This window comes from Flavobacterium fructosi (assembly GCF_042787335.1).
GTDB classification, from domain to species: Bacteria; Bacteroidota; Bacteroidia; order Flavobacteriales; family Flavobacteriaceae; genus Flavobacterium; species Flavobacterium fructosi.
The window spans coordinates 1-22,004 of the sequence record NZ_JBHZQA010000013.1 but is presented as its reverse complement, the minus strand read 5'-3'; the positions used below and the strand labels follow the sequence as shown (position 1 = coordinate 22,004).

At 35.8% G+C, this 22,004-nt stretch carries 11 protein-coding genes; 8 read left to right on the top strand and 3 right to left on the bottom strand.

The annotated features are described in order from the left end of the window. The first annotated feature begins 102 nt into the window (after positions 1-102). Both ACFX5D_RS15005 and ACFX5D_RS15000 read left to right on the top strand, forming a co-directional pair. Positions 103-3,018: an FAD-binding and (Fe-S)-binding domain-containing protein gene (locus ACFX5D_RS15005; RefSeq protein WP_379859021.1), complete on the top strand. Its 2,916-nt coding sequence runs from the start codon at positions 103-105 to the stop codon at positions 3,016-3,018. Between the two features lie 304 nt (positions 3,019-3,322). After that, positions 3,323-5,254 carry an amino acid permease gene (locus ACFX5D_RS15000; RefSeq protein WP_379859020.1) on the top strand — a complete coding sequence of 644 codons (1,932 nt, stop codon included), beginning with the start codon at positions 3,323-3,325 and terminating at the stop codon, positions 5,252-5,254. Between the two features lie 138 nt (positions 5,255-5,392). On the opposite strand, the gene ACFX5D_RS14995 is transcribed toward ACFX5D_RS15000, so the two are convergent. Together ACFX5D_RS14995 and ACFX5D_RS14990 are read right to left on the bottom strand one after the other, a co-directional pair. Beyond that, a complete protein-coding gene (locus ACFX5D_RS14995) occupies positions 5,393-7,549 on the bottom strand; it encodes a prolyl oligopeptidase family serine peptidase (protein WP_379859019.1) in 2,157 nt (718 codons plus the stop codon). 361 nt (positions 7,550-7,910) lie between these two features. Continuing rightward, a complete protein-coding gene (locus ACFX5D_RS14990) occupies positions 7,911-9,137 on the bottom strand; it encodes an aminotransferase class I/II-fold pyridoxal phosphate-dependent enzyme (RefSeq protein ID WP_379859018.1) in 1,227 nt (408 codons plus the stop codon). A 303-nt stretch (positions 9,138-9,440) separates the two neighbouring features. Between ACFX5D_RS14990 and ACFX5D_RS14985 the strand changes: the two genes are divergently transcribed. Both ACFX5D_RS14985 and lpdA read left to right on the top strand, forming a co-directional pair. After that, positions 9,441-9,899, top strand: coding sequence for an Lrp/AsnC family transcriptional regulator (locus ACFX5D_RS14985; RefSeq protein WP_379859017.1), 459 nt, complete (start codon positions 9,441-9,443; stop codon positions 9,897-9,899). Positions 9,900-10,244: 345 nt separating this feature from the next. Continuing rightward, on the top strand, positions 10,245-11,648 hold the full coding sequence (lpdA, locus tag ACFX5D_RS14980) for a dihydrolipoyl dehydrogenase (protein ID WP_379859016.1): 1,404 nt from the start codon (positions 10,245-10,247) through the stop codon (positions 11,646-11,648). 78 nt (positions 11,649-11,726) lie between these two features. On the opposite strand, the gene ACFX5D_RS14975 is transcribed toward lpdA, so the two are convergent. Further along, positions 11,727-12,104 carry a DoxX family membrane protein gene (locus ACFX5D_RS14975; RefSeq protein ID WP_379859015.1) on the bottom strand — a complete coding sequence of 126 codons (378 nt, stop codon included), beginning with the start codon at positions 12,102-12,104 and terminating at the stop codon, positions 11,727-11,729. A gap of 363 nt (positions 12,105-12,467) precedes the next feature. Between ACFX5D_RS14975 and ACFX5D_RS14970 the strand changes: the two genes are divergently transcribed. The 4 genes from ACFX5D_RS14970 to ACFX5D_RS14955 form a co-directional block, all read left to right on the top strand. After that, on the top strand, positions 12,468-13,754 hold the full coding sequence (locus ACFX5D_RS14970) for an anthranilate synthase component I family protein (protein ID WP_379859014.1): 1,287 nt from the start codon (positions 12,468-12,470) through the stop codon (positions 13,752-13,754). Between the two features lie 27 nt (positions 13,755-13,781). Beyond that, complete coding sequence (gene tilS / locus ACFX5D_RS14965; protein WP_379859013.1) at positions 13,782-15,092, top strand: tRNA lysidine(34) synthetase TilS; 1,311 nt, start codon at positions 13,782-13,784, stop codon at positions 15,090-15,092. Beyond that, complete coding sequence (locus tag ACFX5D_RS14960; protein ID WP_379859012.1) at positions 15,092-17,110, top strand: protein-disulfide reductase DsbD family protein; 2,019 nt, start codon at positions 15,092-15,094, stop codon at positions 17,108-17,110. The genes tilS and ACFX5D_RS14960 overlap by 1 nt, the downstream gene beginning before the upstream one ends. Before the next feature lie 662 nt (positions 17,111-17,772). Beyond that, positions 17,773-22,004: beta strand repeat-containing protein (locus ACFX5D_RS14955; RefSeq protein ID WP_379859011.1), on the top strand; the 4,232-nt coding region annotated here is incomplete at its 3' end.

Genomic DNA, 22,004 nt, shown 5'->3' with positions numbered 1-22,004 from the left:
ATTTAGATTTTTCTTATTTGAATTTTAAAATTTTCATCCGTTATATATTTATATTTGTCACAGAATGCTGTAGTAACAGTTTTTTTAAACAATATACCAACCATGTTGACCGCTCTTCAATTACAGTATTTGTCAGCGTCATTAGAAGGAACACTTCTATACGACGAACTTCACAAAACGATTTATGCAACGGATGCATCTGCCTATAGAATTATGCCGCTCGCTGTCGCACTTCCTAAAAACGAAAGTGATATCATTAAACTGATACAGTTTGCCAATGAAAATAAAATTTCGCTTACGCCCAGAACTGCCGGGACTTCATTAGCGGGGCAAACGGTAGGTAACGGAATTATCGTAGACGTATCTAAAAATTTTACCAAAATTGTTTCTTTTGATGCAGATAAAAAGACAATAACCGTTCAGCCCGGAGTGATTCGGGATGAACTGAATTTGTTTTTGAAACCGCATGGTTTATTTTTTGGACCTAATACTTCTACTTCAAATCGATGTATGATAGGAGGAATGGTGGGAAATAATTCCTCCGGAACAACCTCTATTCGTTATGGAGTTACCCGTGATAAAATAGTGGAAATAAAAGTGGTATTGAGCGACGGATCGAAAGTGGTGTTTAAGGAACTTTCGACATCAGAATTTATAGAGAAAACAAAAGGCGATTCGCTCGAAAATAAAATTTATAAAACAATTTATGAAGAACTTTCGAATGTAGAAAACCAAAAAGAGATTGTAAAAGAGTTTCCAAAACCTGAAATACACCGAAGAAATACTGGATATGCAGTCGATTTATTATTAAAATCGGAATTATTTTCAGGTACAGAAAAAACGATAAATCTCGGAAAACTTCTTTGTGGAAGCGAAGGTACTTTAGCCTTTACAACCGAAATTACCTTGAAAGTAGATGATTTACCGCCTACAAATAATATTATGGTCGTGGCACATTTTCATACTATTCAGGAAAGTTTAGAAGCAGTGGTTACAGCGATGAAACATCATTTGTATACGTGTGAAATGATGGATGACACCATTTTGAATTGTACCAAAACTAATAGGGAACAAGCCAAAAACAGGTTTTTTATACAAGGTGAACCAAAGGCGGTAATCATGCTTGAAGTGGCCTCTGCTATTAGTATGGAAGATGCAGAATTTCAAGCCAATGCTTTGATTGCTGATCTTGAAAATAATAATTTTGGATATGCTTTACCTAAAATTTACGGGGCAGACATTGATAAAGCAGTGGAGTTAAGAAAAGCAGGTCTTGGCCTTTTAGGAAGTATTGTTGGAGATGATAAGGCAGCCGATTCCATTGAAGATACTGCTGTTGAGTTAAGCGATTTGCCTAATTATATTGCTGATTTTTCCGCTATGATGAAAAGTCACGGTCAGGACGCAATATATTATGCTCATGCCGGTGCTGGCGAAATACACTTGCGTCCCATATTGAACTTAAAAACAAAAGAAGGACTATATCAATTTAGAGCCATTGCTACTGAAGTGGCACATTTGGTAAAAAAATACAGAGGTTCATTAAGTGGAGAACATGGTGATGGAATAGTCCGTGGCGAGTTTTTGCCATTTATGATTGGGGAAAAAAATTATGAATTATTAAAGCGAATAAAAGCCGCTTTTGATCCCAATACTATTTTGAATGAAGGAAAAATAGTTAACGCTTTCAAAATGGATGAAAATCTGAGGGTGGAAGCCGGTAGAGTAGAACCGAATATTCAAACGATTCAGGATTTCTCAGATAGTATGGGGATTTTGAGATTAGCAGAAAAATGCAACGGTTCGGGTGATTGCAGGAAATTGCCTTCTGCAGGCGGTACTTTATGTCCAAGTTATCGCGCTACACGCAATGAGAAAGATACAACCAGGGCTCGTGCCAATGCGCTGAGAGAATATTTAACGCATTCAGAAAAAGACAATAAGTTTAACCATAAAGAATTGTACGAAGTTTTTGAATTGTGTGTAAGTTGCAAAGCTTGCGCCAGTGAGTGTCCAAGTAATGTAGATGTAGCCGCTTTGAAAACGGAGTTTTTATACCAATACCAAAAAGCAAACGGTTTCTCTTTGCGAAACAAAATATTTGCTTACAATTCTAAATTGAATCAACTAGGAAGTATTGCTCCATCAGTAACTAATTTTATAGTAAATCTTCCATTTGTGAAAAGCGTAATGGGAATTTCAGCAAAAAGGGAAGTTCCTTTATTGGCAAAAATGACCCTTCGGAAATGGATTGAGAAAAATAAGTCCAAACAATTAGCTACTTCTTTTACAAATGGAAAACTCTATTTATTTTGTGACGAGTTTACTAATTATTATGATGTTTTGGTTGGTATAGATGCCTATGAATTATTGACAAATTTGGGTTACGAAGTACTCTTGATTGGCCATGAAGAAAGTGGAAGGGCTTTTATATCCAAAGGTTTTCTGGAAGAAGCAAAAGTTATTGCAAATAAAAATGTTGCTGTTTTTTCAACTGTAATTAATGATGATATTCCTTTGATAGGTATCGAACCTTCAGCCATATTAACTTTTCGTGATGAGTATTTACGTTTGGCAGATGATAAAGAAACAGCTGAAAAACTATCGAAGAATGTTTTTACTATAGAAGAGTTTTTTAAGAAGGAAATCACAAAAAATAAAATTCATTCCGGACAATTTACAGATATTAAAAAAACCATAAAAATTCACGGGCACTGTCATCAAAAATCATTGAGCTCTGTTGAAGCGACTTTTGCAATGTTGAATTTACCCGTAAATAGTTCCGTTACCATTTATAATTCGGGTTGTTGTGGTATGGCGGGTTCTTTTGGTTATGAAAAAGAACACTATGATATCAGTATGCAAATGGGCGAAGATACTTTATTTCCAAAAATAAGAGCTACTGATGAGACTATTTCAATTGCTGCTGCGGGTACAAGTTGTCGTCATCAGATTTTTGACGGGACCAATAGAAAAGCCTTGCATCCGGTTACAATTCTAAAAAGTTGTTTGAAGTAAATTGATAAGGAATTAGTGAATAATTTTTTTCTCGAAAAAAATAAAAATTACAATTGATTATTTTTAAATAAGATTACATTTGAAAATGTTATTTCCAAACAATTTGTTTACAATGTTTTGACTTTTTGGTAATGTCAAATTTTTGAATTAGCACTAAAGTTAAAATCAAATTAAAAAATCGGGCACTTTTATTTAGTAATTAAAATTGTTTAATGCTTTTGATTTTCGAATAAAATTTACATTATTTGCAAAATTAAAGCTCAAAAATTACGGTATATTAATATTTAATGATAAAATTTACAATATGGCATTAAAGGGTTTATTCAGAAAGAAAACAGTACAAGATATTTTAAAACAAGTTGAAAAGAATAATGCAGATGGACATAACGCACTGGGGAAACACTTAACCGCTCGCGATTTGACCGCTTTTGGAATTGCAGCAATTGTTGGCGCCGGTATTTTTAGTACAATTGGTAAAGCAAGTGCTGATGGAGGTCCTGCCGTTATCTTTTTATTTTTATTTACCGCCATAGCGTGCAGCTTCGCAGCCTTTGCTTATGCGGAATTTGCTTCGATGGTGCCCGTATCTGGTAGTGCTTATACTTATTCCTATGTTGCTTTTGGAGAAATAATCGCTTGGATTATAGGTTGGGCATTAATCATGGAATATGCCGTCGGTAACATAACGGTCGCCATATCCTGGAGTGATTATTTTACAGGATTACTCGACAGTATGGGAATTCATCTTCCACAATATGCCCAAATGGATTATTTATCTGCTTCCAATGGTTTTAAAGACGCCACTGCTTTGATGCAAGGTGGAAAAACATTTGAAAATTTAAGTTTAGCAACACAAGGCGCTTATACAGCATGGACAACTTCTCCGGTTATTGGTTCTTTTCACCTAGTGGCTGATTTACCTGCTTTATTAATCATTGTATTGATTACTGCTCTGGTATATCGCGGTATGAAAGAGTCTCGCAACGCCAGTAATATAATGGTTGTTGTAAAATTATGTATCGTACTTTTGGTTATTGCTGTTGGGATTTTTTATGTAGATGTTGATAACTGGCATCCGTTTGCACCTAATGGAGCGACAGGAGTATTAAAAGGAGTTTCGGCAGTGTTTTTTGCCTACATTGGCTTTGACGCTATCTCCACAACTGCCGAAGAATGTAAAGATCCACAGCGTGATTTGCCTAAAGGGATGATGTGGGCAATTATTATTTGTACCATTTTATATATAGCAATCGCATTAGTTTTAACAGGAATGGTAAGCTACAACGAATTGAATGTAGGAGATCCTTTAGCATTCGTATTTGATAAATTGCATTTAAAATGGATGTCGGGAATTATTGCAGTAAGTGCAGTAATTGCTATGGCGAGTGTTTTATTGGTATTTCAAATGGGGCAACCACGTATCTGGATGAGTATGAGTCGTGATGGTTTATTGCCAAAACGTTTTTCGAAAGTGCATCCTAAATTCAAAACACCTTCTTATGCTACAATCGTTACCGGTTTTGTAGTAGCAATTCCTGCTTTGTTTTTGAATCTGACGATGGTTACAGATTTATGCAGTATAGGAACTTTATTTGCCTTTGTTTTGGTTTGCGCAGGAGTTTTAGCTTTGCAAAACAGAACGGATATTCCTCGAGGAAAATTCAAAACACCTTACATGAATTCAAAATTTATCATGCCTGTCTTATTGATTATCGGATTGGTTTTTTCCTTTGGATACAATAAAAAAAATACAATGGATTTCATTACTAATGAAACTCAAATCAATAATTCAGCTGGTATTATAACCTCATTAAATAAAGAGGAAACTCAAAAAGTATATGATTATTTAGTAAGTGTTGATGCTAAAAATGCGACAACAGGAACGCCGGATTTAGAACTTTTATTGAATCAATACCAACAAGATGATGCCAAATATGCTTCCGTAATTTCTGATTTGCCAGTTGAGGATTCCATTAAATATGAAAGTGGTTTTAGTTTGTTCAAACATAAAATTCCAATGTGGATTTTTCTGATCGTTTTGGTTGGATTATCCGTGTGGTCTTTTAAAGAAAATTTATCATTGATTCCATTATTAGGATTGATTTGCTGTTTGTATATGATGGCAGAACTAAGTGTTTGGAACTGGATTTACTTTACGATATGGTTGTTAATAGGTCTGGTGATTTATTTTGGCTTCAGCCGTAATAACAGTAAATTGAATAGGATAGAAGTTTAAATTTTAAGTAACAAGTATAGAAAAGCGTTTTGAAAATATGTTTCAAAAACGCTTTTTTATTTTTTATAATCAATTGCTTTTATTGAAAGGATAGTTTGATTGTAAATTGCATTTAATTTACAAAAAAAAACTATAAGTTTATTTCTTCAGCTGAAAATCTGGATGTCCGCATTGCCATAATGCAAAAGCAAATTGGTCAGCAAAGTTGGCAAATGTAACATCTTTATCCTCTGTGAAATGACCATTATCATAATTCACTTTCATCAATACGGGTTTGCCGGAAGTTGAAGCGTTTTGAACTGCGGCTGCAAATTTCCCCGGTTGCCATGCTACAACTCTGGGGTCATTCCATCCAGCAACACACATAACTGCAGGATATTTAACACCATTTTTTACGTGTTGCATTCCATCCATCTCGTATAAGGCTTTGCATTCGGATTCGTCTTTTACAGTGCCGAATTCGGGTATATTGACTGGGCCATTTGAAGAAAATTCTGCTCGCATCGCATTAGCAACACCAACATTACATATGGCGGCGGCAAATAAATCAGGTCTTTCGGTAATGGATCTTGAAATTAATATTCCTCCGGCGCTCGTGCCAGTTCCAGCCAATTTTTTTGATGATGTATATCCCTTCGCTACTAAATAATCTCCGCAACTAATAAAATCTTTCCAAGTATTGGGTTTCGTAGTTTTGTATCCTGCCTTGTACCAATCTTGGCCTTTTTCACTGCCTCCGCGTACATGGGGAATAGCAACCACTACGCCTTTTACAGCTAATGAATTTTCAAAAACATTAAACCAAGGAGACATGCTGATGCCATAAGCCCCATAACTATGCATCAGACAAACGCTAGAACCGTCTTTTTTTAACCCTTTTTTGTAAATAATAGAAAGTGGTATCATTACGCCGTCGTGCCCTTTAACTTCTACTTCTTCTACTATTAAATCTTTATAGGAATTTGGGTAAACGGCAGGTTTGTTGAATGGACTTTCAGTAAAGGTATTTGTATTGGCATTGTACAAGAATTCAGTAAAGGGTTTGTTCCAGGAAGTAATGGATATAAAACAATCATTGGTTTTAGTATCCATACAAGAGATATTTACCAAACCGGTGTAAGGTAGTTTAATTTCTGTAGTTGTTTGGTCTTTAATATTGTACTTATATGCATGATTGTTGATGCCATCGCTATAATTAAGCAATAGAAAATCCTTGCAACGGGTAAAAGATTCTAGTGTTTGAGATTCTTTCTCACTTCCAATTGTTTTAGCTGTAGACCAATTTGGATTTTTTAAATTGGTAGCAATAAGTTTATAGTTTTTTGCATCCTTATATGTTATTGAGTATATGTTATCACCAGCCATATCCACACTGCGCACTAATTTATCATCTAGAGCACTAAGTGATTTCCACTGAATGTTTCCAGAATACAATTGAGCAATAGGAGCATAGTAAAATTTCATTTCTCTTTGCACTGTGCCTTCTCCTGCAAAAATGTAGTCTTTTGAGTCTTCAACAAAAAAGGCAAAAGGATAGGCTTTAGCTTCAATGTTTAAAGCAGGGTAGCTTTCATTGCTAAAAAAATCAATATCAGTTTTTACATCTGTACCCAATTTATGTAATTTTGTTTTTGGGTTTAAACGGCCTGTCGGGTCTGCATTATCAGCTGATTTAATCCACATATACATGAAGGCATTATTATCAAAAGTCCAACTTCCCGGTCCGGCGGTTGCGGTTATAATGTCAGGCAGAAATTGCTTGGTGTCAACATTCATAACTTGTATTGTTGATACTTCAGCACCACCTTCAGAATAGGCTATCACTAATTTTTTACCATCATAACTGGGTATGATTTGCTGTACTGATAATGTTTTTCCAGGGATAAAAGTTAGAGGGTCAAAAAGTAACTGTTCTTTTCCTTGTATTCCTTCTCGATAATATACTTTGCTTACTTTTTCTCCGGGAAATCTTTTTTGATAGAAGATTCTCCCATTTTCTTTTATTGGAGAATAATAGACTGGCGGCTGAAGTTTGTCTAATTTTTTCCATTCTGCAATAAGTTCATCTCTACCCGAAATTTTACTCATTGTACTGTTAGTAAGATCTGCCTGTTCTTTAAACCACGAGATGACATCTGGGCTTTTTAAATCTTCTAACCAACGATAGGGATCGTTGTAAGTCACTCCAAAATAAGTATCAGTAGTATCATTTGTTTTAGTTTTTGGATAATTCCATTGAGCAAAAAGTGTCGAGCTCAACATTAATAACAACAAAGAGGAAGCGATTTTTTTCATAATAGTATTAATTTTATGGTTAAGAATAGAATTCTAAGGTGTTTTAGTTATTAACTTCTTTTTTGGGATGGGAAGTTATCTCCTAATTGTAGGTTCGTGCATCGCTACTTTCGTAACAATACTTAAAATTTGAATCGGTTTGATTTTGAGGGTATTATCTATAGTGTAGGATAATCAAATATACTAAAATTTAGGAAGAATAATCGTGTTTTTGTAAAAAAAGAACAATGCGTATTTTTGGTATTCTTGTTATTAAAATTAGATGTAATTCGCTTTTAATTGGGAACATCTGAATTTTAAATAAAAAAAAAGCCGTTCGAAATGGCTTCAAACGGCTTCTAACAAAAAAACTAAAAAAATATTATACCATCAAAATAGATTCGCTTTTCAGAATTTCTAATTCCATCATGCAGGCTTTCATCATCTGATAGGTTCTTTCAATATCGTTGTCTAAACCTATAGAAAAACGAATCAATCCATCAGTCAATCCCATCTCTATTTGTTCATCCATAGGAATTTCACTAGATGTTGAAGTTCCTGGTGCGCTAAATAAGGTTTTGTAAAATCCTAAGCTTACAGCAAGGTAACCCAGATTTTTTGCTTGCATCAATTCCATCAATTCATTGGCTTTCGCCAAAGTTCCAACGTCTAATGTCATCATTCCTCCAAAACCATATTCAGGATTAATCATGGTTTTATAGATTTTGTGGCTTGGATGACTTTCTAATCCAGGATACACTGTTTTTAGTCCATCTTTTTCAAAACGTTGGGCAAGGTACATCGTATTATGACTGTGTTGTTTCATACGAATATGTAGTGTACGTAAGTTTTTCATCACACTAGCGGAACGTAAACTATCCATTGTTGGCCCAAGTAACATGCTGGCACCACTATTTACGTTTTTTAAATTGTCGATAAATTCTTGTGACGCACAAGTTACACCACCTACAGTATCACTGCTTCCGTTGATGTATTTTGTCAAACTGTGAATCACAATATCAGCACCTAATCGCGCAGGGGAAACGGATAATGGCGAAAAAGTATTGTCAACCACAAGCGTTAAATTATGTTTTTTTGCGATTTTTGCCAATCCTTCAATATCAGCTACTTCCAGTAAAGGATTACTCACCGTCTCACAGTATAAAACTTTAGTTTCAGGAATAATTGCAGCTTCCACAACATCCAGTTTTGTGATGTCAACAAAAGTAGTTTTGATACCTAATCTAGGCGTAAAATTCTTCAATAATGCATACGTTCCACCATAAATTGTTCTGCTCGAAACAATATGATCACCAGTTCCACATAATTGTAATAGAGTAGGAGTGATCGCGCCCATTCCCGAGGCTGAAACATTTGCAGTTTCTGTTCCTTCCATTGCGGCCAAGGCTTTGTCTAAATACAAATTACTTGGTGAAGAATGACGGGAGTACAAGTAACACCCTTCCATATTTCCTTCAAAAGTATCGAACATCGTTTTTGCCGAAAGGAAAGTGTACGTTGAGGAATCAGAAATCGATGGATTTACACCACCAAATTCTCCAAAATACTGTAAATCCTGAATGTTGTTTGCGGGATTGAAATTTTTCATAATTGTGTTTATTGTTATTTGAAGCTATTCCTGTTATCCGATGTATCTTTCTAGTCCTGACCTTGTTTTAGGATCGGGAAACAAGGTCAGGACTAGAAAGGATGCCGATTTTATCAGGGCTAGGGAATTTCGCTCTTTATAAAATATACTTCAAAATAAAATAATTGTAGATTAATAAACAACACTATTGTTTGGCATTAGATTTTAAAACTATAAAATCATGTATTTGTAAATTAATTTTCTAAATTAGCTTTCTAAATAAGATTTATATAGATTTTATTTCACTTCAAATACTTCAAAATAATGACACTAGACACCATCGATAAAAAACTACTTTTTTTATTACAATCCGACAGTAAAAAAACAACTAAGGAACTTTCTTTAAAACTCAATCTTTCGGTTACTGCCGTTTACGAACGAATTAAAAAACTGGAAAGAGAAGGAATTATCGATAAATACGTCGTGTTAATCAATCGTTCGAAAGTAGAAAAAGGTTTTGTGGTTTTCTGCCACCTTAAATTAATACAGCACACCAAAGAGTTTCTTACAAAGTTCGAAAGTGAAGTAGTGAAACTAAAGGAAATTTTAGAGTGCCATCATGTGAGCGGTGATTACGATTACATACTGAAAATAGTGGTAAAAGACATGGAAGCCTATCGGGAATTTTTGGTTACAAAACTGACTACATTACAGCATATTGGCAGCACACACAGTACCTTTATGATTAGCGAAGTAAAAAATACTACAATTGTTGATATTTAGAAATATTAAACATTTAGAAAGCATTTCATTAATGATGCGAATCAAGGGTTGAAATGTGCCGTTAGGCACTAAATTTTGGTAGAAAACATGAATCGGAACGAATCTAGCGTGCCGTAGATAGGTAACATTTATCGTTTTGTCGCATACCTACGGCACGTTAACGAATTTTAAATCTAATTACTACCTATATGTAGTGCCTAACGGTACAAAAAATGAATTCGCATTAATATGTAATCGTAATTGCTGAAAAATCATAACAAAAAACCTGCTGAATTAAACTTTAAACAAAACTTAATTCCTTAATTTTGTGCAACATTTTATAAAAACACCATAAAAAAATATACTATGAGTTCATTTGACGTAGTCATTATAGGTTCTGGACCAGGCGGATATGTATCAGCAATTCGTTGTGCGCAGTTGGGTTTCAAAACAGCAATTATCGAAAAATATTCCACGCTGGGAGGAACTTGCCTGAATGTAGGTTGTATCCCTTCAAAAGCATTACTTGCTTCTTCTCATCATTACAGCGAAATTGCTCATTTTGCCGACCACGGAATTGAAGTTTCAGGGGAAGTAAAAGTGAATCTTGAAAAAATGATTGCACGCAAACAAGCGGTTGTTGATCAAACTTCAGGTGGTGTGAAATTTTTAATGGACAAAAATAAAATTACCGTTCTCGAAGGATTGGGTTCATTTGTTGATGCTACGCACGTTGCTGTTACAAAAGCAGATGGAACTTCTGAAACTATCGAAGCTAAAAATATAATTATCGCGACAGGTTCTAAACCTTCTTCTTTACCATTTATCAAAATTGATAAAGAAAGAATCATCACTTCAACTGAAGCATTGAAATTACCGGAAGTACCAAAGCATTTGGTAATTATTGGCGGTGGAGTTATTGGAATTGAACTTGGACAAGTATATTTACGATTGGGAGCGCAAGTTTCTGTAGTAGAATTCATGGACCGTATCATTCCAGGAATGGATGCTTCATTGTCTAAAGAATTGACTAAAGTATTAAAAAAACAAGGAATGAAATTCTACGTTTCACACAAAGTAAAATCAGTAGAAAGAAACGGCGATATCGTTGCTGTTCAAGCTGAAAATGCAAAAGGAGAAACGATCACACTTGAAGGAAATTATGCGCTGGTTTCTGTAGGACGTCGTCCGTACACTGATGGATTGAATGCGGATAAAGCAGGAGTAAAAATATCAGACAGAGGAATGGTAGAAGTAAACGATCATTTACAAACGAGCGTTCCAAATATCTATGCGATTGGTGATGTGGTACGTGGAGCAATGTTAGCACACAAAGCAGAGGAAGAAGGTACAATGGTTGCTGAAATATTAGCTGGTCAAAAACCGCATATTAACTATAACTTGATTCCTGGTGTTGTTTACACTTGGCCAGAAGTGGCTGCTGTAGGACAAACAGAAGAGCAATTGAAAGCCGCTGGCGTAGATTTCAAGTCAGGAAGTTTCCCTTTCAAAGCTTTAGGTCGTGCACGTGCCGGGGGAGATTTAGACGGATTTGTAAAAATTCTTGCTGATGCAAAAACAGATGAAGTTCTCGGCGTACACATGATTGGTGCTCGTTGCGCGGATTTAATCGCTGAAGCAGTGACGGCAATGGAATTCAAAGCATCTGCCGAAGATATTTCTAGAATGTCTCATGCGCATCCAACATTTGCAGAAGCGATAAAAGAAGCAGCACTTGCCGCTACAGATAATAGAGCGTTGCATGTGTAACTAGAAAAGTATATTTTAATATGAAGAAACCCGTCTCCTTTTAATAGAAGAAGGGTTTTTTTAATATTTGGACTTAAATTATTTAGCTACAAATACACTTTTATAATTTTGCCAATGGCTAAAGATTAAGAAGATATTTCCAAAAAATACAAATAAAGCAATCGGCAAGTTCTCTGGGGTTAGGAAAAAATTAATCAATAATATATTTAAAGTAACGGGCAAAATAATAAGGTTAGCAAGCGTTACAAATCGACCGGTAATAAATGAAATTCCGCAAAGAAATTCTAAAGATTTTGCTAGAGGTATCAAATAAGTAGACGCCATTAAACCGACATTAAAAGCTTTGAAGTTTCCGGTTGTTTCGGCCTCAGGAGATAGGTGTAAAAAGAAACTGATTGAGGTGTAGAGAAATAATAGGCCAAGTAAAGATCGAATAATGATGATTGCAATTTTCATGATATATGGTTTTATTGGTTACACATTAAAAATATACTATTATCACATAGCACTTTCATTCCTATACAAAACTGACCAGTGGAATCCGTCTATATCAGCAAACTATACCTTCTGTTTAGACACCGATTGTCGTTTTCTATAAATTGTACCACTAATATCAATTGCGTTTTTAACATTCATCTACCTTTTCTTTGCTCTAAGCATCAATGGTCATAAAGACTTTCGTATTTTTATGGATATTATAATTGTATTCAAGATCAACGTACTATAACAAATTTACAAAAAAAGAAGCTAATTTATACAGTAATCTCTTATCGAAGGATATATTTTATTGTAATTTTGAATTTTAAAGATATATAGTAATTGAGAACTTCAATTTTTAAGCAAATTTCGGATCCAAAGGTGTTTAAACAACAACTTTTATTTTGGGGACAACAATTCCGTGAAATCGTTTTTATGGATAGCAATGAGTATCCGCAACGGTATTCCAGTTATGATTGTATTCTTGCTGTAGATGCTTTAACTGCTGTTAAAACCGACTATCATAACGCTTTCGAGGATTTAAAACAATACCAGCAAATTACCAAGGATTGGCTTTTTGGCTATTTGTCGTACGATTTAAAAAATGATGTGGAGCATTTAAAATCCAATAATTTTGATGGATTGGGTTTTCCAGATTTGTTTTTCTTTCAACCTAAAAAAATATTTTTATTAAAAGGGAATGAACTCGAAATTCAGTATCTCAATATGTGTGATGAGGAATTAGAGGAAGATTTGGGTAATATTATCGAAAGTCGAAAGTCGAAAATCGAAACCGAAGAAACAATAATAATTCAGCAGCGAATATCAAGAGAAAATTATCTTGAGAAAACGTCCAGAATAAGGGATCACATCCATCAGGGGGATATTTATGAGGTTAATTTTTGTATGGAGTTTTTTGCTGAAAATGCAATTATCAATCCATTAGAAAAATTTATAAAACTCAACGAAATTTCTCAGCCTCCGTTTGCAATTTATTTTAAAAACAATAAACATTTTTTACTATCAGCCTCACCGGAACGTTATTTAAGGAAACAAGGAGAAGTATTAATTTCACAACCTATTAAAGGAACGAGCAAACGATTTTTAGATCCAATTGAAGACGAAAAATCAAAAAATCAATTGGCTTCAGACCCAAAAGAACGTGCTGAAAATATTATGATTACTGATTTAGTTCGGAATGATTTATCCCGAACAGCTCAAAAAGGTTCTGTTGTAGTCACTGAGTTGTGTGCCATCTATTCTTTTATGCAAGTGCATCAGATGATTTCCACTGTTACGGCAAAATTAGACAATCAATACTCCGCTGTAGATGCTATAAAAACTACTTTTCCTATGGGAAGCATGACTGGAGCGCCTAAAATTTCGGCATTGAAAATTATTGAAGAATCGGAAGAAACAAAACGCGGTTTGTATAGCGGTGCCGTGGGTTATTTTACGCCAGACGGCGACTTTGACTTCAATGTAGTTATCCGAAGTATTTTGTATAACGAAGAAAAAAAATACGTTTCGTTTTCAGTGGGAAGTGCGATTACGGCACAATCCGTTCCTGAAAAAGAATATGAGGAATGTTTGCTTAAAGCCAAAGCTATGCTTGAAGTGTTGAGCTAAATTGGAATGAATTAATTACTTTTGAAAATGATGCAAAAATTTCTCGATCATCTGAATCATAATTTCCAGTTTTTAAAAGGGAAAAAGTTGCTTCTTGCCACGAGCGGAGGATTAGACAGTATGGTTTTGGCTCATTTGTTTCATAAGCTAAATTATGAAGTAGCCATAGCGCATTGCAATTTTCAACTTCGGGGGATGGAAAGTTTCGAAGATCAGAAATTTGTTCAGGAATACGCTGATGCGAATACTATTGCTCTTTTTGTAACTCAATTTGACACTAAAGCTTTTGCCGATGACTATAAATTATCTACTCAAGTTGCTGCTCGTGAATTGCGGTACAATTGGTTTTACGAGCTTTTGGAAACAGAAAATTACAACTATATTCTGACTGCACATCACGCGGATGATAATTTAGAAACGTTTCTTATTAATCTTACTCGTGGCACAGGATTAGAAGGTTTGACCGGAATTCCGGAGCAAAATGAAAATGTAATTCGGCCACTTTTACAATTTTCAAGACAAGAAATTGAAAATTATGCAAAAGAAAATAATATTAAATGGAGAGAAGACAGCAGTAACGCATCTGATAAATACCTTCGAAATAAAATCCGGCATCATTTAGTTCCGATGTTAAAAGATTTAAATCCAAATTTCATAACTTCTTTTCAAAAAACACAAACCTATTTACAGGAAGCGCAAGACATGGTTGAAGATGCATCAATAATGGTTTATCAGCAAGTCGCAAAACCAGAAGGGGACGAAATTCATTTTGATTTGGATCAATTGAAGAAATTGCCCAATTATAAATCGTATTTGTACCAATGGCTCAATGAATTTGGATTTGCCGCATGGGATGATATTTATGATTTGGTCGAAAGCCAATCAGGGAAACAGGTTTATTCTTCCGAGTTTCGATTGTTGAAAGACCGGGATTCCTTAATCCTAAGTCCGATTAATTTCGTAAATAAAGAGGAAGAGTATTTAATTGAAGAAAATCAGCAAGAAGTTAAGATTCCCATAAATCTTTCGTTTTGTAAAGTAGCAGACATAAGTTTAGTTTCAAATACAACTATATTTGTTGATGCGGATAAATTACAATTCCCCTTGGTTTTGCGACGTTGGAATCAAGGAGCTATTTTTCAGCCTTTTGGGATGGAAGGTAAATCTAAGAAGGTGAGCAAGCTCTTTAAAGATGAAAAATTGTCGTTGATCGATAAAGAAAATGCGTGGCTTTTATACTCCAATAATAAAATAGTTTGGGTTATTGGAATTCGTCAGGATGATCGTTTTAGAAAAGAAAATAAAACAAAAAATATACTTAAAATACAATTAGAATAATGAAGAAAATTATTTTTTTACTACTTGTTTTTTTGGCTTCCGCCAAAGGAAATGCGCAAATTCTTGATCCCGCGAAATGGACAACCAAAATTGAGAAAAAATCGGAGAACAATTATTTGTTGACTTTTAATGCAGTTATCGAAAAAGACTGGCATATGTATTCACAGTTTACACCAGATGGAGGACCGCTGGCATTAGAAGTTATTTTCAAAAATAAAAAAGGTAATTTTATCTTAGTTGGCAAAGCCAAAGAAAGCAAAACTACGACCGCTTTTAATGATGTATTTGGAGTGAATGAAACTTTTTTTCACGATAAGGCCCAAATTCAGCAACAGGTTAACATTACAAATCCAAAGCTTACTACAATTGAAGTCGATTTGAATTATCAGGTTTGTAAAGAAGCGTGTATTAATTTAGAAAAAAAATTCACTTTTTCGATCCCTTCACTTATAAAACCCTCAGTTGCACTTGTTAAAACAGTTGCTATAAAAACAGATACTGTAAAATCAGATTCAACAGTTGCAAAAACTGAAGTAGAAAAAACAACTGTTATTCCTGCAAAAGTTAGTGTGCCGGATGCTAATTCCGTGACTAAAAGAGGACTGTGGTCGATATTTTTTATCGCTTTTTTCTCTGGATTTGCCGCTTTACTTACGCCATGTGTTTTTCCGATGATTCCTATGACGGTAAGTTTCTTTACCAAACAAAGTAAATCGAAGGCCAAAGGGATTAAAAACGCTGTTATATATGGAGTTTCGATTATATTAATTTATGTTGTATTAGGTTTTTTAGTGACCTGGATTTTTGGTGCCGGTGCATTAAATGCGTTGTCTACCAATGTTTGGTTTAATGTTATTTTCTTCCTTTTATTGATTGTTTTTGCATTTTCCTTTCTTGGTGCATTCGAAATCATGCTCCCGCAATCATGGGCTAATAAAGTAGACAGTCAGGCAGACAGAGGGGGAATAGTTGGAATTTTATTTATGGCATTGGCATTGGCCATAGTGTCGTTCTCTTGTACGGGACCTATTGTAGGTACATTATTGGTAGAAGCCGCCTCTAAGGGAGGTATCGCTCCAATTATAGGAATGTTCGGTTTTTCATTGGCATTAGCCTTACCCTTTATGCTATTTGCCATGTTCCCGGGTTGGTTGCATTCTTTACCAAAATCAGGTGGATGGCTTAATACGGTGAAAGTAGTTTTGGGTTTTCTGGAATTGGCTTTGGCTTTCAAATTTTTGTCGAATGCTGATTTGGTTTTGCAATTGCATTTGTTGGAAAGAGAAGTTTTTCTTTCCATTTGGATTGCCATTTTTGGAACTTTAGCCTTTTATTTATTCGGAAAAATTACTTTGCCGCACGATAGTCCTTTGCCGCATATTTCGGTGGGAAGATTATCTTTTGGGTTGGTTGTTTTAATGTTTACCATTTATTTGATACCCGGACTTTGGGGAGCACCACTAAAAATGATTAATGCTTTTCCGCCACCAATGGAATACAGCGAGAGTCCAATGGGTTTTGGGGGTTCAGGAGTTACGGAATCGGCAGGTACTTTACCGGAAGGGGCAAAAAGTGGACCACATGGTTTGGTAGTTTTTGATGATTATGAGAGAGGCTTGGCTTACGCCAAAACGGTAAACAAACCTATAATGCTAGATTTTACTGGTTATGCTTGTGTGAATTGTAGAAAAATGGAAAATAATGTTTGGTCAGATACTCGCGTTTTATCCCAGTTAAAAAATGAAATAGTATTAATTTCATTGTATGTCGATGATAAACGGGAATTACCTAAAGAAGGACAGTTTGTTTCTAAAACAACGGGCTCTGATATTGAAACCATAGGGGATAAATGGACTGATTTTATGATTTCGAAGTATAAAACCAATACCCAGCCTTTGTATGTTTTAACAGATCTGGAAGGGAATAGTTTAAATGTAGATAAACCAACGATTAGTTATGTAGGCGTGGATGAATATGCAAGTTGGCTAAAAACCGGAATCTCCCAATTCAAAAAATAGTATCTTAAAATATTTTTTTTAAATATTCAAAACCTGTTCACTTCTCTGGACAGGTTTTTTTTATTTCTTTTTTTTGCGATGTAGATAATTACACACCCTATTTTAAATGTTATTTCAACGATTTAAAAGAAGTACTACAGCAACTTTATCTTGACTGTTTTTTATGGTATTGTTCTTATTCGTAACTACTGTCTTTATTTCTTCTTTACAGCAGTATTCCTGTCTTTTTTATGCTTAAATCTCTAAATTAAAGTATAGATTTTAATAACAAACCATTCATTTTGAAGTAAAAAAGTAGTATTAATTTAATTATCAAAATAGATTTCAATTTTTTTGAATCGAAAGAAGGGTTCAAAAGTTGATAAATTCCTCTGTGATTTACTTTTTTTTTTTTCTAAAAAACATAAAATAGGTAGTTCATAGTTTTTTTTCCTCTGTTAATCGGAAATGTAAAAAAAAGAATACTAATGTATTCTTAATTATTTAACTTAGTCTGTAAGTATTTGAAATTTAGTTGATTATTGTAAGATTTTTTGTTTAAAAAAGATATCAATTTTATAAAATTATGTTAAATACATACCACTTCAAAAAGTTCCTTCCCATTCAGATTTCTAAGTAAAGCAGCCCTAATTCATTATTTTACTATTTTAATTCAATTAGTTATGAAGACATTTTTACACAAATCCCAACTTTTATCGATTGTTTTTTTACTAGCCAATTTGTTTTTTGCAAGTGTGGCTTTTGGGCAGGCGACTGTTTCAACTGATTTATTGGATTATCCTCCTGGATCAACGGCTATTATTACGGGCTTTGGATTTCAGGCTGGTGAAAAAGTTATTTTACTTGTAGAACATGTTGGGGTCGAACCTGCTGGAACTGACCCCCAATACCATCAGCCGTGGACAATTGTTGCTGATAGTATTGGAAATATTGCAACTTCGTGGTATGTTCCGACAGTTGCGGAAGGAGATGCTCTAGGGGCAACTTTTCTTTTAACTGCCGATGGACAAAATGGCGCGCATGCAGAATGGACGTTTACGGATGCGGCGAATGACGTAGCAACTGTTACTGTTGCAGCATCACAGACAGGTACTGTTACTTACGGAACCTCATATAATGCAACATATACAGTTACAATTACTCCAAATGGGACAAATGGCACAGGTAATACTACACTTAGCCTGGCAGGAACTACTCTACCTATTGGTGTTAATGCTTCTTTTTCAACTAATCCCGTTGCTTTACCATCAGGAAGTAATGTGCCTATTATTGTCACACTAACAATAATTAATGCTATTACGACTACAGCAGGAACTATCAATGGAATTACAGTTAGAACTTCGGGTTCCCCAGCTAAAACATCAAACAATGCCGCTTATGTGGTCAACAAGCGTTCATTAACTGTTTCTGCACAAACAAATACTAAAGCATATGATGGAACAACAAGTGCAGTTGCTACGCCAGCAATTACTTCGGGAAGTTTGGCAGGAACTGATGTAGCAAACTTCATTGAAACATATGATACCAATAACGTAGGGAATAACAAGACCTTAACACCTTCAGGAACAGTTTCAGATGGCAATAGTGGAAATAACTATGCGTATACGTTCCAAACAAATACAACCGGAACTATCAATAAAGCCAGCCAAACCATAAGCTGGTCAACTCCTGCCGCGATTACTTATGGGACAGTATTAAGTGCAACACAATTGAATGCTACTGCCCAAGGTGTATTAACCTATACGCCGGCATTGGGCACTTTACTTGATGCAGGAACAAGTCAAGTTTTAAGCGTAAGTGCTGCTGCAACTGCAAATTATGAAGCTGCTGGTCCGACAACGGTTTTAATCAATGTGAATAGAGCCAACCAAACCATTACGTGGGTAGCTCCTTCCGCCATTATCTATGGCGCATCATTAAATGTTACGCAACTGAATGCAACGGTTGCAGGTTCTGCTACAGTAGGGGCTTCAGTACCTGGTGCATTGGTCTATTCCCCAATATCCGGTACCTTGCTAAATGCAGGAAACCAGCTACTGCAGGTAGATGCAGCACAAACTAAAAACTATAATGCAGCTAGTAAGCAAGTAACACTTGTAGTAAATAAGGCTAACCAAACTATTAACTGGTCAAACCCAGCCGACATCACTTATGGTACATTATTGGGTGCCACACAATTGAACGCAACAGCGCAAGGTATATTAACTTATACTCCGGCATCAGGTACTTTATTAAATGCAGGATTGAATCAAACTTTAAGTGCAAATGCTGCGTTGACTCCAAACTATAATGCAGCTGGTCCTACAACAGTACAGATCAATGTCAATAAAGCAGACCAAACGATCACGTTAAGTAATTTAAGCCAAACCTATGATGGCAGTCCCAAATCAGCTACAGCCATCACTTCTCCAATAGGAGGATTGAATGTTCTATCCATTACTTACAATGGTTCAGTGACTCCACCTACCAGTGCAGGTTCTTATGCTGTAATAGCTTCGTTAAATAATGCTAACTATCAGGCAACAAATGCCACGGGTATATTGGTAATCAACAAGGCTACCCCAACATTCAGCAATCTTTCGGTCAACCAAATCATTACGTATGGTAATTCATCGGTTTCTTTATCTGGTACTATTAATGGAAGCACGGTGCCTACAGGTACTATCACGGCAACTATTAACGGAGCGGCACATAATACTTCAAGAGGAACAGGCTCAAATACTGCTGACTTCAGTGTAACTTACAATACTTCTGAACTTGGTGCGGCATCTTCACCATATACAATTACCTATTCCTATCCGGGCGATAATAATTTTAATGCCATCAATGATGCCACAAAAACGTTAACTGTAAATAAAGCTACGGCTACTATTTCGCTCAGCAATTTGAATCATATTTATGATGGGTCTGCTAAATCAGCGACGGGAACCACCTCTCCAAACGGACTCACAGCAGTGTCCATTACTTATGACGGCTCGGCAATTCCACCTACAAATGCAGGTTCTTATGCAGTAATAGCTTCGTTAAATAATGCTAATTATCAGGCCACAAATGCAACAGGTATATTATTAATTGCAAAAGCGACAGCTACCTTAACATTGGATGTTAGCACGCTTAATCAAACATATGACGGATCTGCTAGGGTGATAACTGCTACTACAAACCCTTCTGGTCTTGGTGCAATATCGGTAACCTACAACGGATCGCCAACTCCTCCTACTAATGCAGGTAGTTATACAATAGTTGCTTCATTAACCAATGCTAACTATCAGGTAGCAAATGCAACAGGGACATTGTTAGTTTCAAAAGCAACACCAACTTTTTCGAATCTTACCGCAAGTCAAAACATTATTTATGGTACTGCATCAATTACTTTATCAGGTAAGATTACTGCAGGAACTTTGATTCCTACCGGATCGGTAAGTGTCACTGTAGATGGTACAGGTCAAACAGGAAGTATAAACTCTTCCGATGGCACATTTAGCTTACTTGTAAATACTTCGGCAATAACTGCCACTGCCGCTCCTTACAGTATAAATTATAATTATTCAGCTACTGATAATTTCAATGCAAAATTAGATAACTCAACTGCTCTTTCTGTAAATAAAGCCACCGCTACTATCACTTTAGGAAGCCTGTCGCATACGTATGATGGTATCGGGAAAGTTGCAACTGCAAGTACCAGTCCTAGTGGACTGAATACTGTAAATATTTCTTATAGCCAAAGTGGCTCTTCAGTACCATTTCCTACCAATGTAGGTAGTTATGATGTGACGGCTACTTTAACCAATATTAATTATACTGCTTCCACAACTACAGGAACTTTGGTAATTAATAAAGCTGCACCGAGTTTCTCTGCTATTACCGCAAGCCAAAGCATTACTTATGGTACAAGTACTATCACACTAAGCGGAAAAATAAGTGCGGGTTCTTCAATACCAACTGGGTCAATAATTATTTCAATTAATGGAATATCTTCTTCGGTAGCAATTAAGCAAACAGGCGGTTCAAACGTTGTGGGAACATTCAATTTAATTTTTAATACTTCTTCAATCAATGCTAGTGCGGTTCCTTATGCCATTAAGTACGAATATAATGGTGACAATAACTTTGGTTTAATTCAAGATATTTCAACAGCGGTGACTGTAAATAAAGCAACCGCTTTGATAGCCATAACAGATTACAGTGGGGTTTATGATGCTGCAGCACACACTGCAAGCGGAACAGCAACGGGTGTTGGTTCTGTAAATTTATCATCAGGATTAAGCTTTGCCACTTCATACACGAATGTACTTGGAGGTTCCACTGGCTGGTCATTTACAGGAGGAACAAACTATAATGATGCAAGTGGAACAGCTCAGGTAACAATTGCAAAAGCGCCAAGTGTTACCACAGTTACTATCGCTGCCGGCGCACCATTTATTTATACAGGTTCAGCTATTAGCCAAGCTTCGGTTAGCGTAACAGGTGCAGGCGGATTGAGTTTGACACCAACTCCGGTTTATGCAAACAACATCAATGTTGGAACGGCCAATGCAAGTTACAGCTACACAGGTGATGCGAACCATGAAGGCAGCACGGACACCAAGGACTTTGCCATCGCAAAAGCGCCAAGTGTTACCACGGTTACTATCGCTGCCGGCGTACCATTCACTTATACAGGTTCGGCTATTAGCCAAGCTTCGGTTAGCGTAACAGGTGCAGGCGGATTGAGTTTGACACCAACTCCGGTTTATACCAACAACATCAATGTTGGAACGGCCAATGCAAGTTACAGCTACACAGGTGATGCGAACCATGAAGGCAGCACGGACACCAAGGACTTTGCCATCGCAAAAGCGCCAAGTGTTACCACGGTTACTATCGCTGCAGGAGCACCATTCACTTATACAGG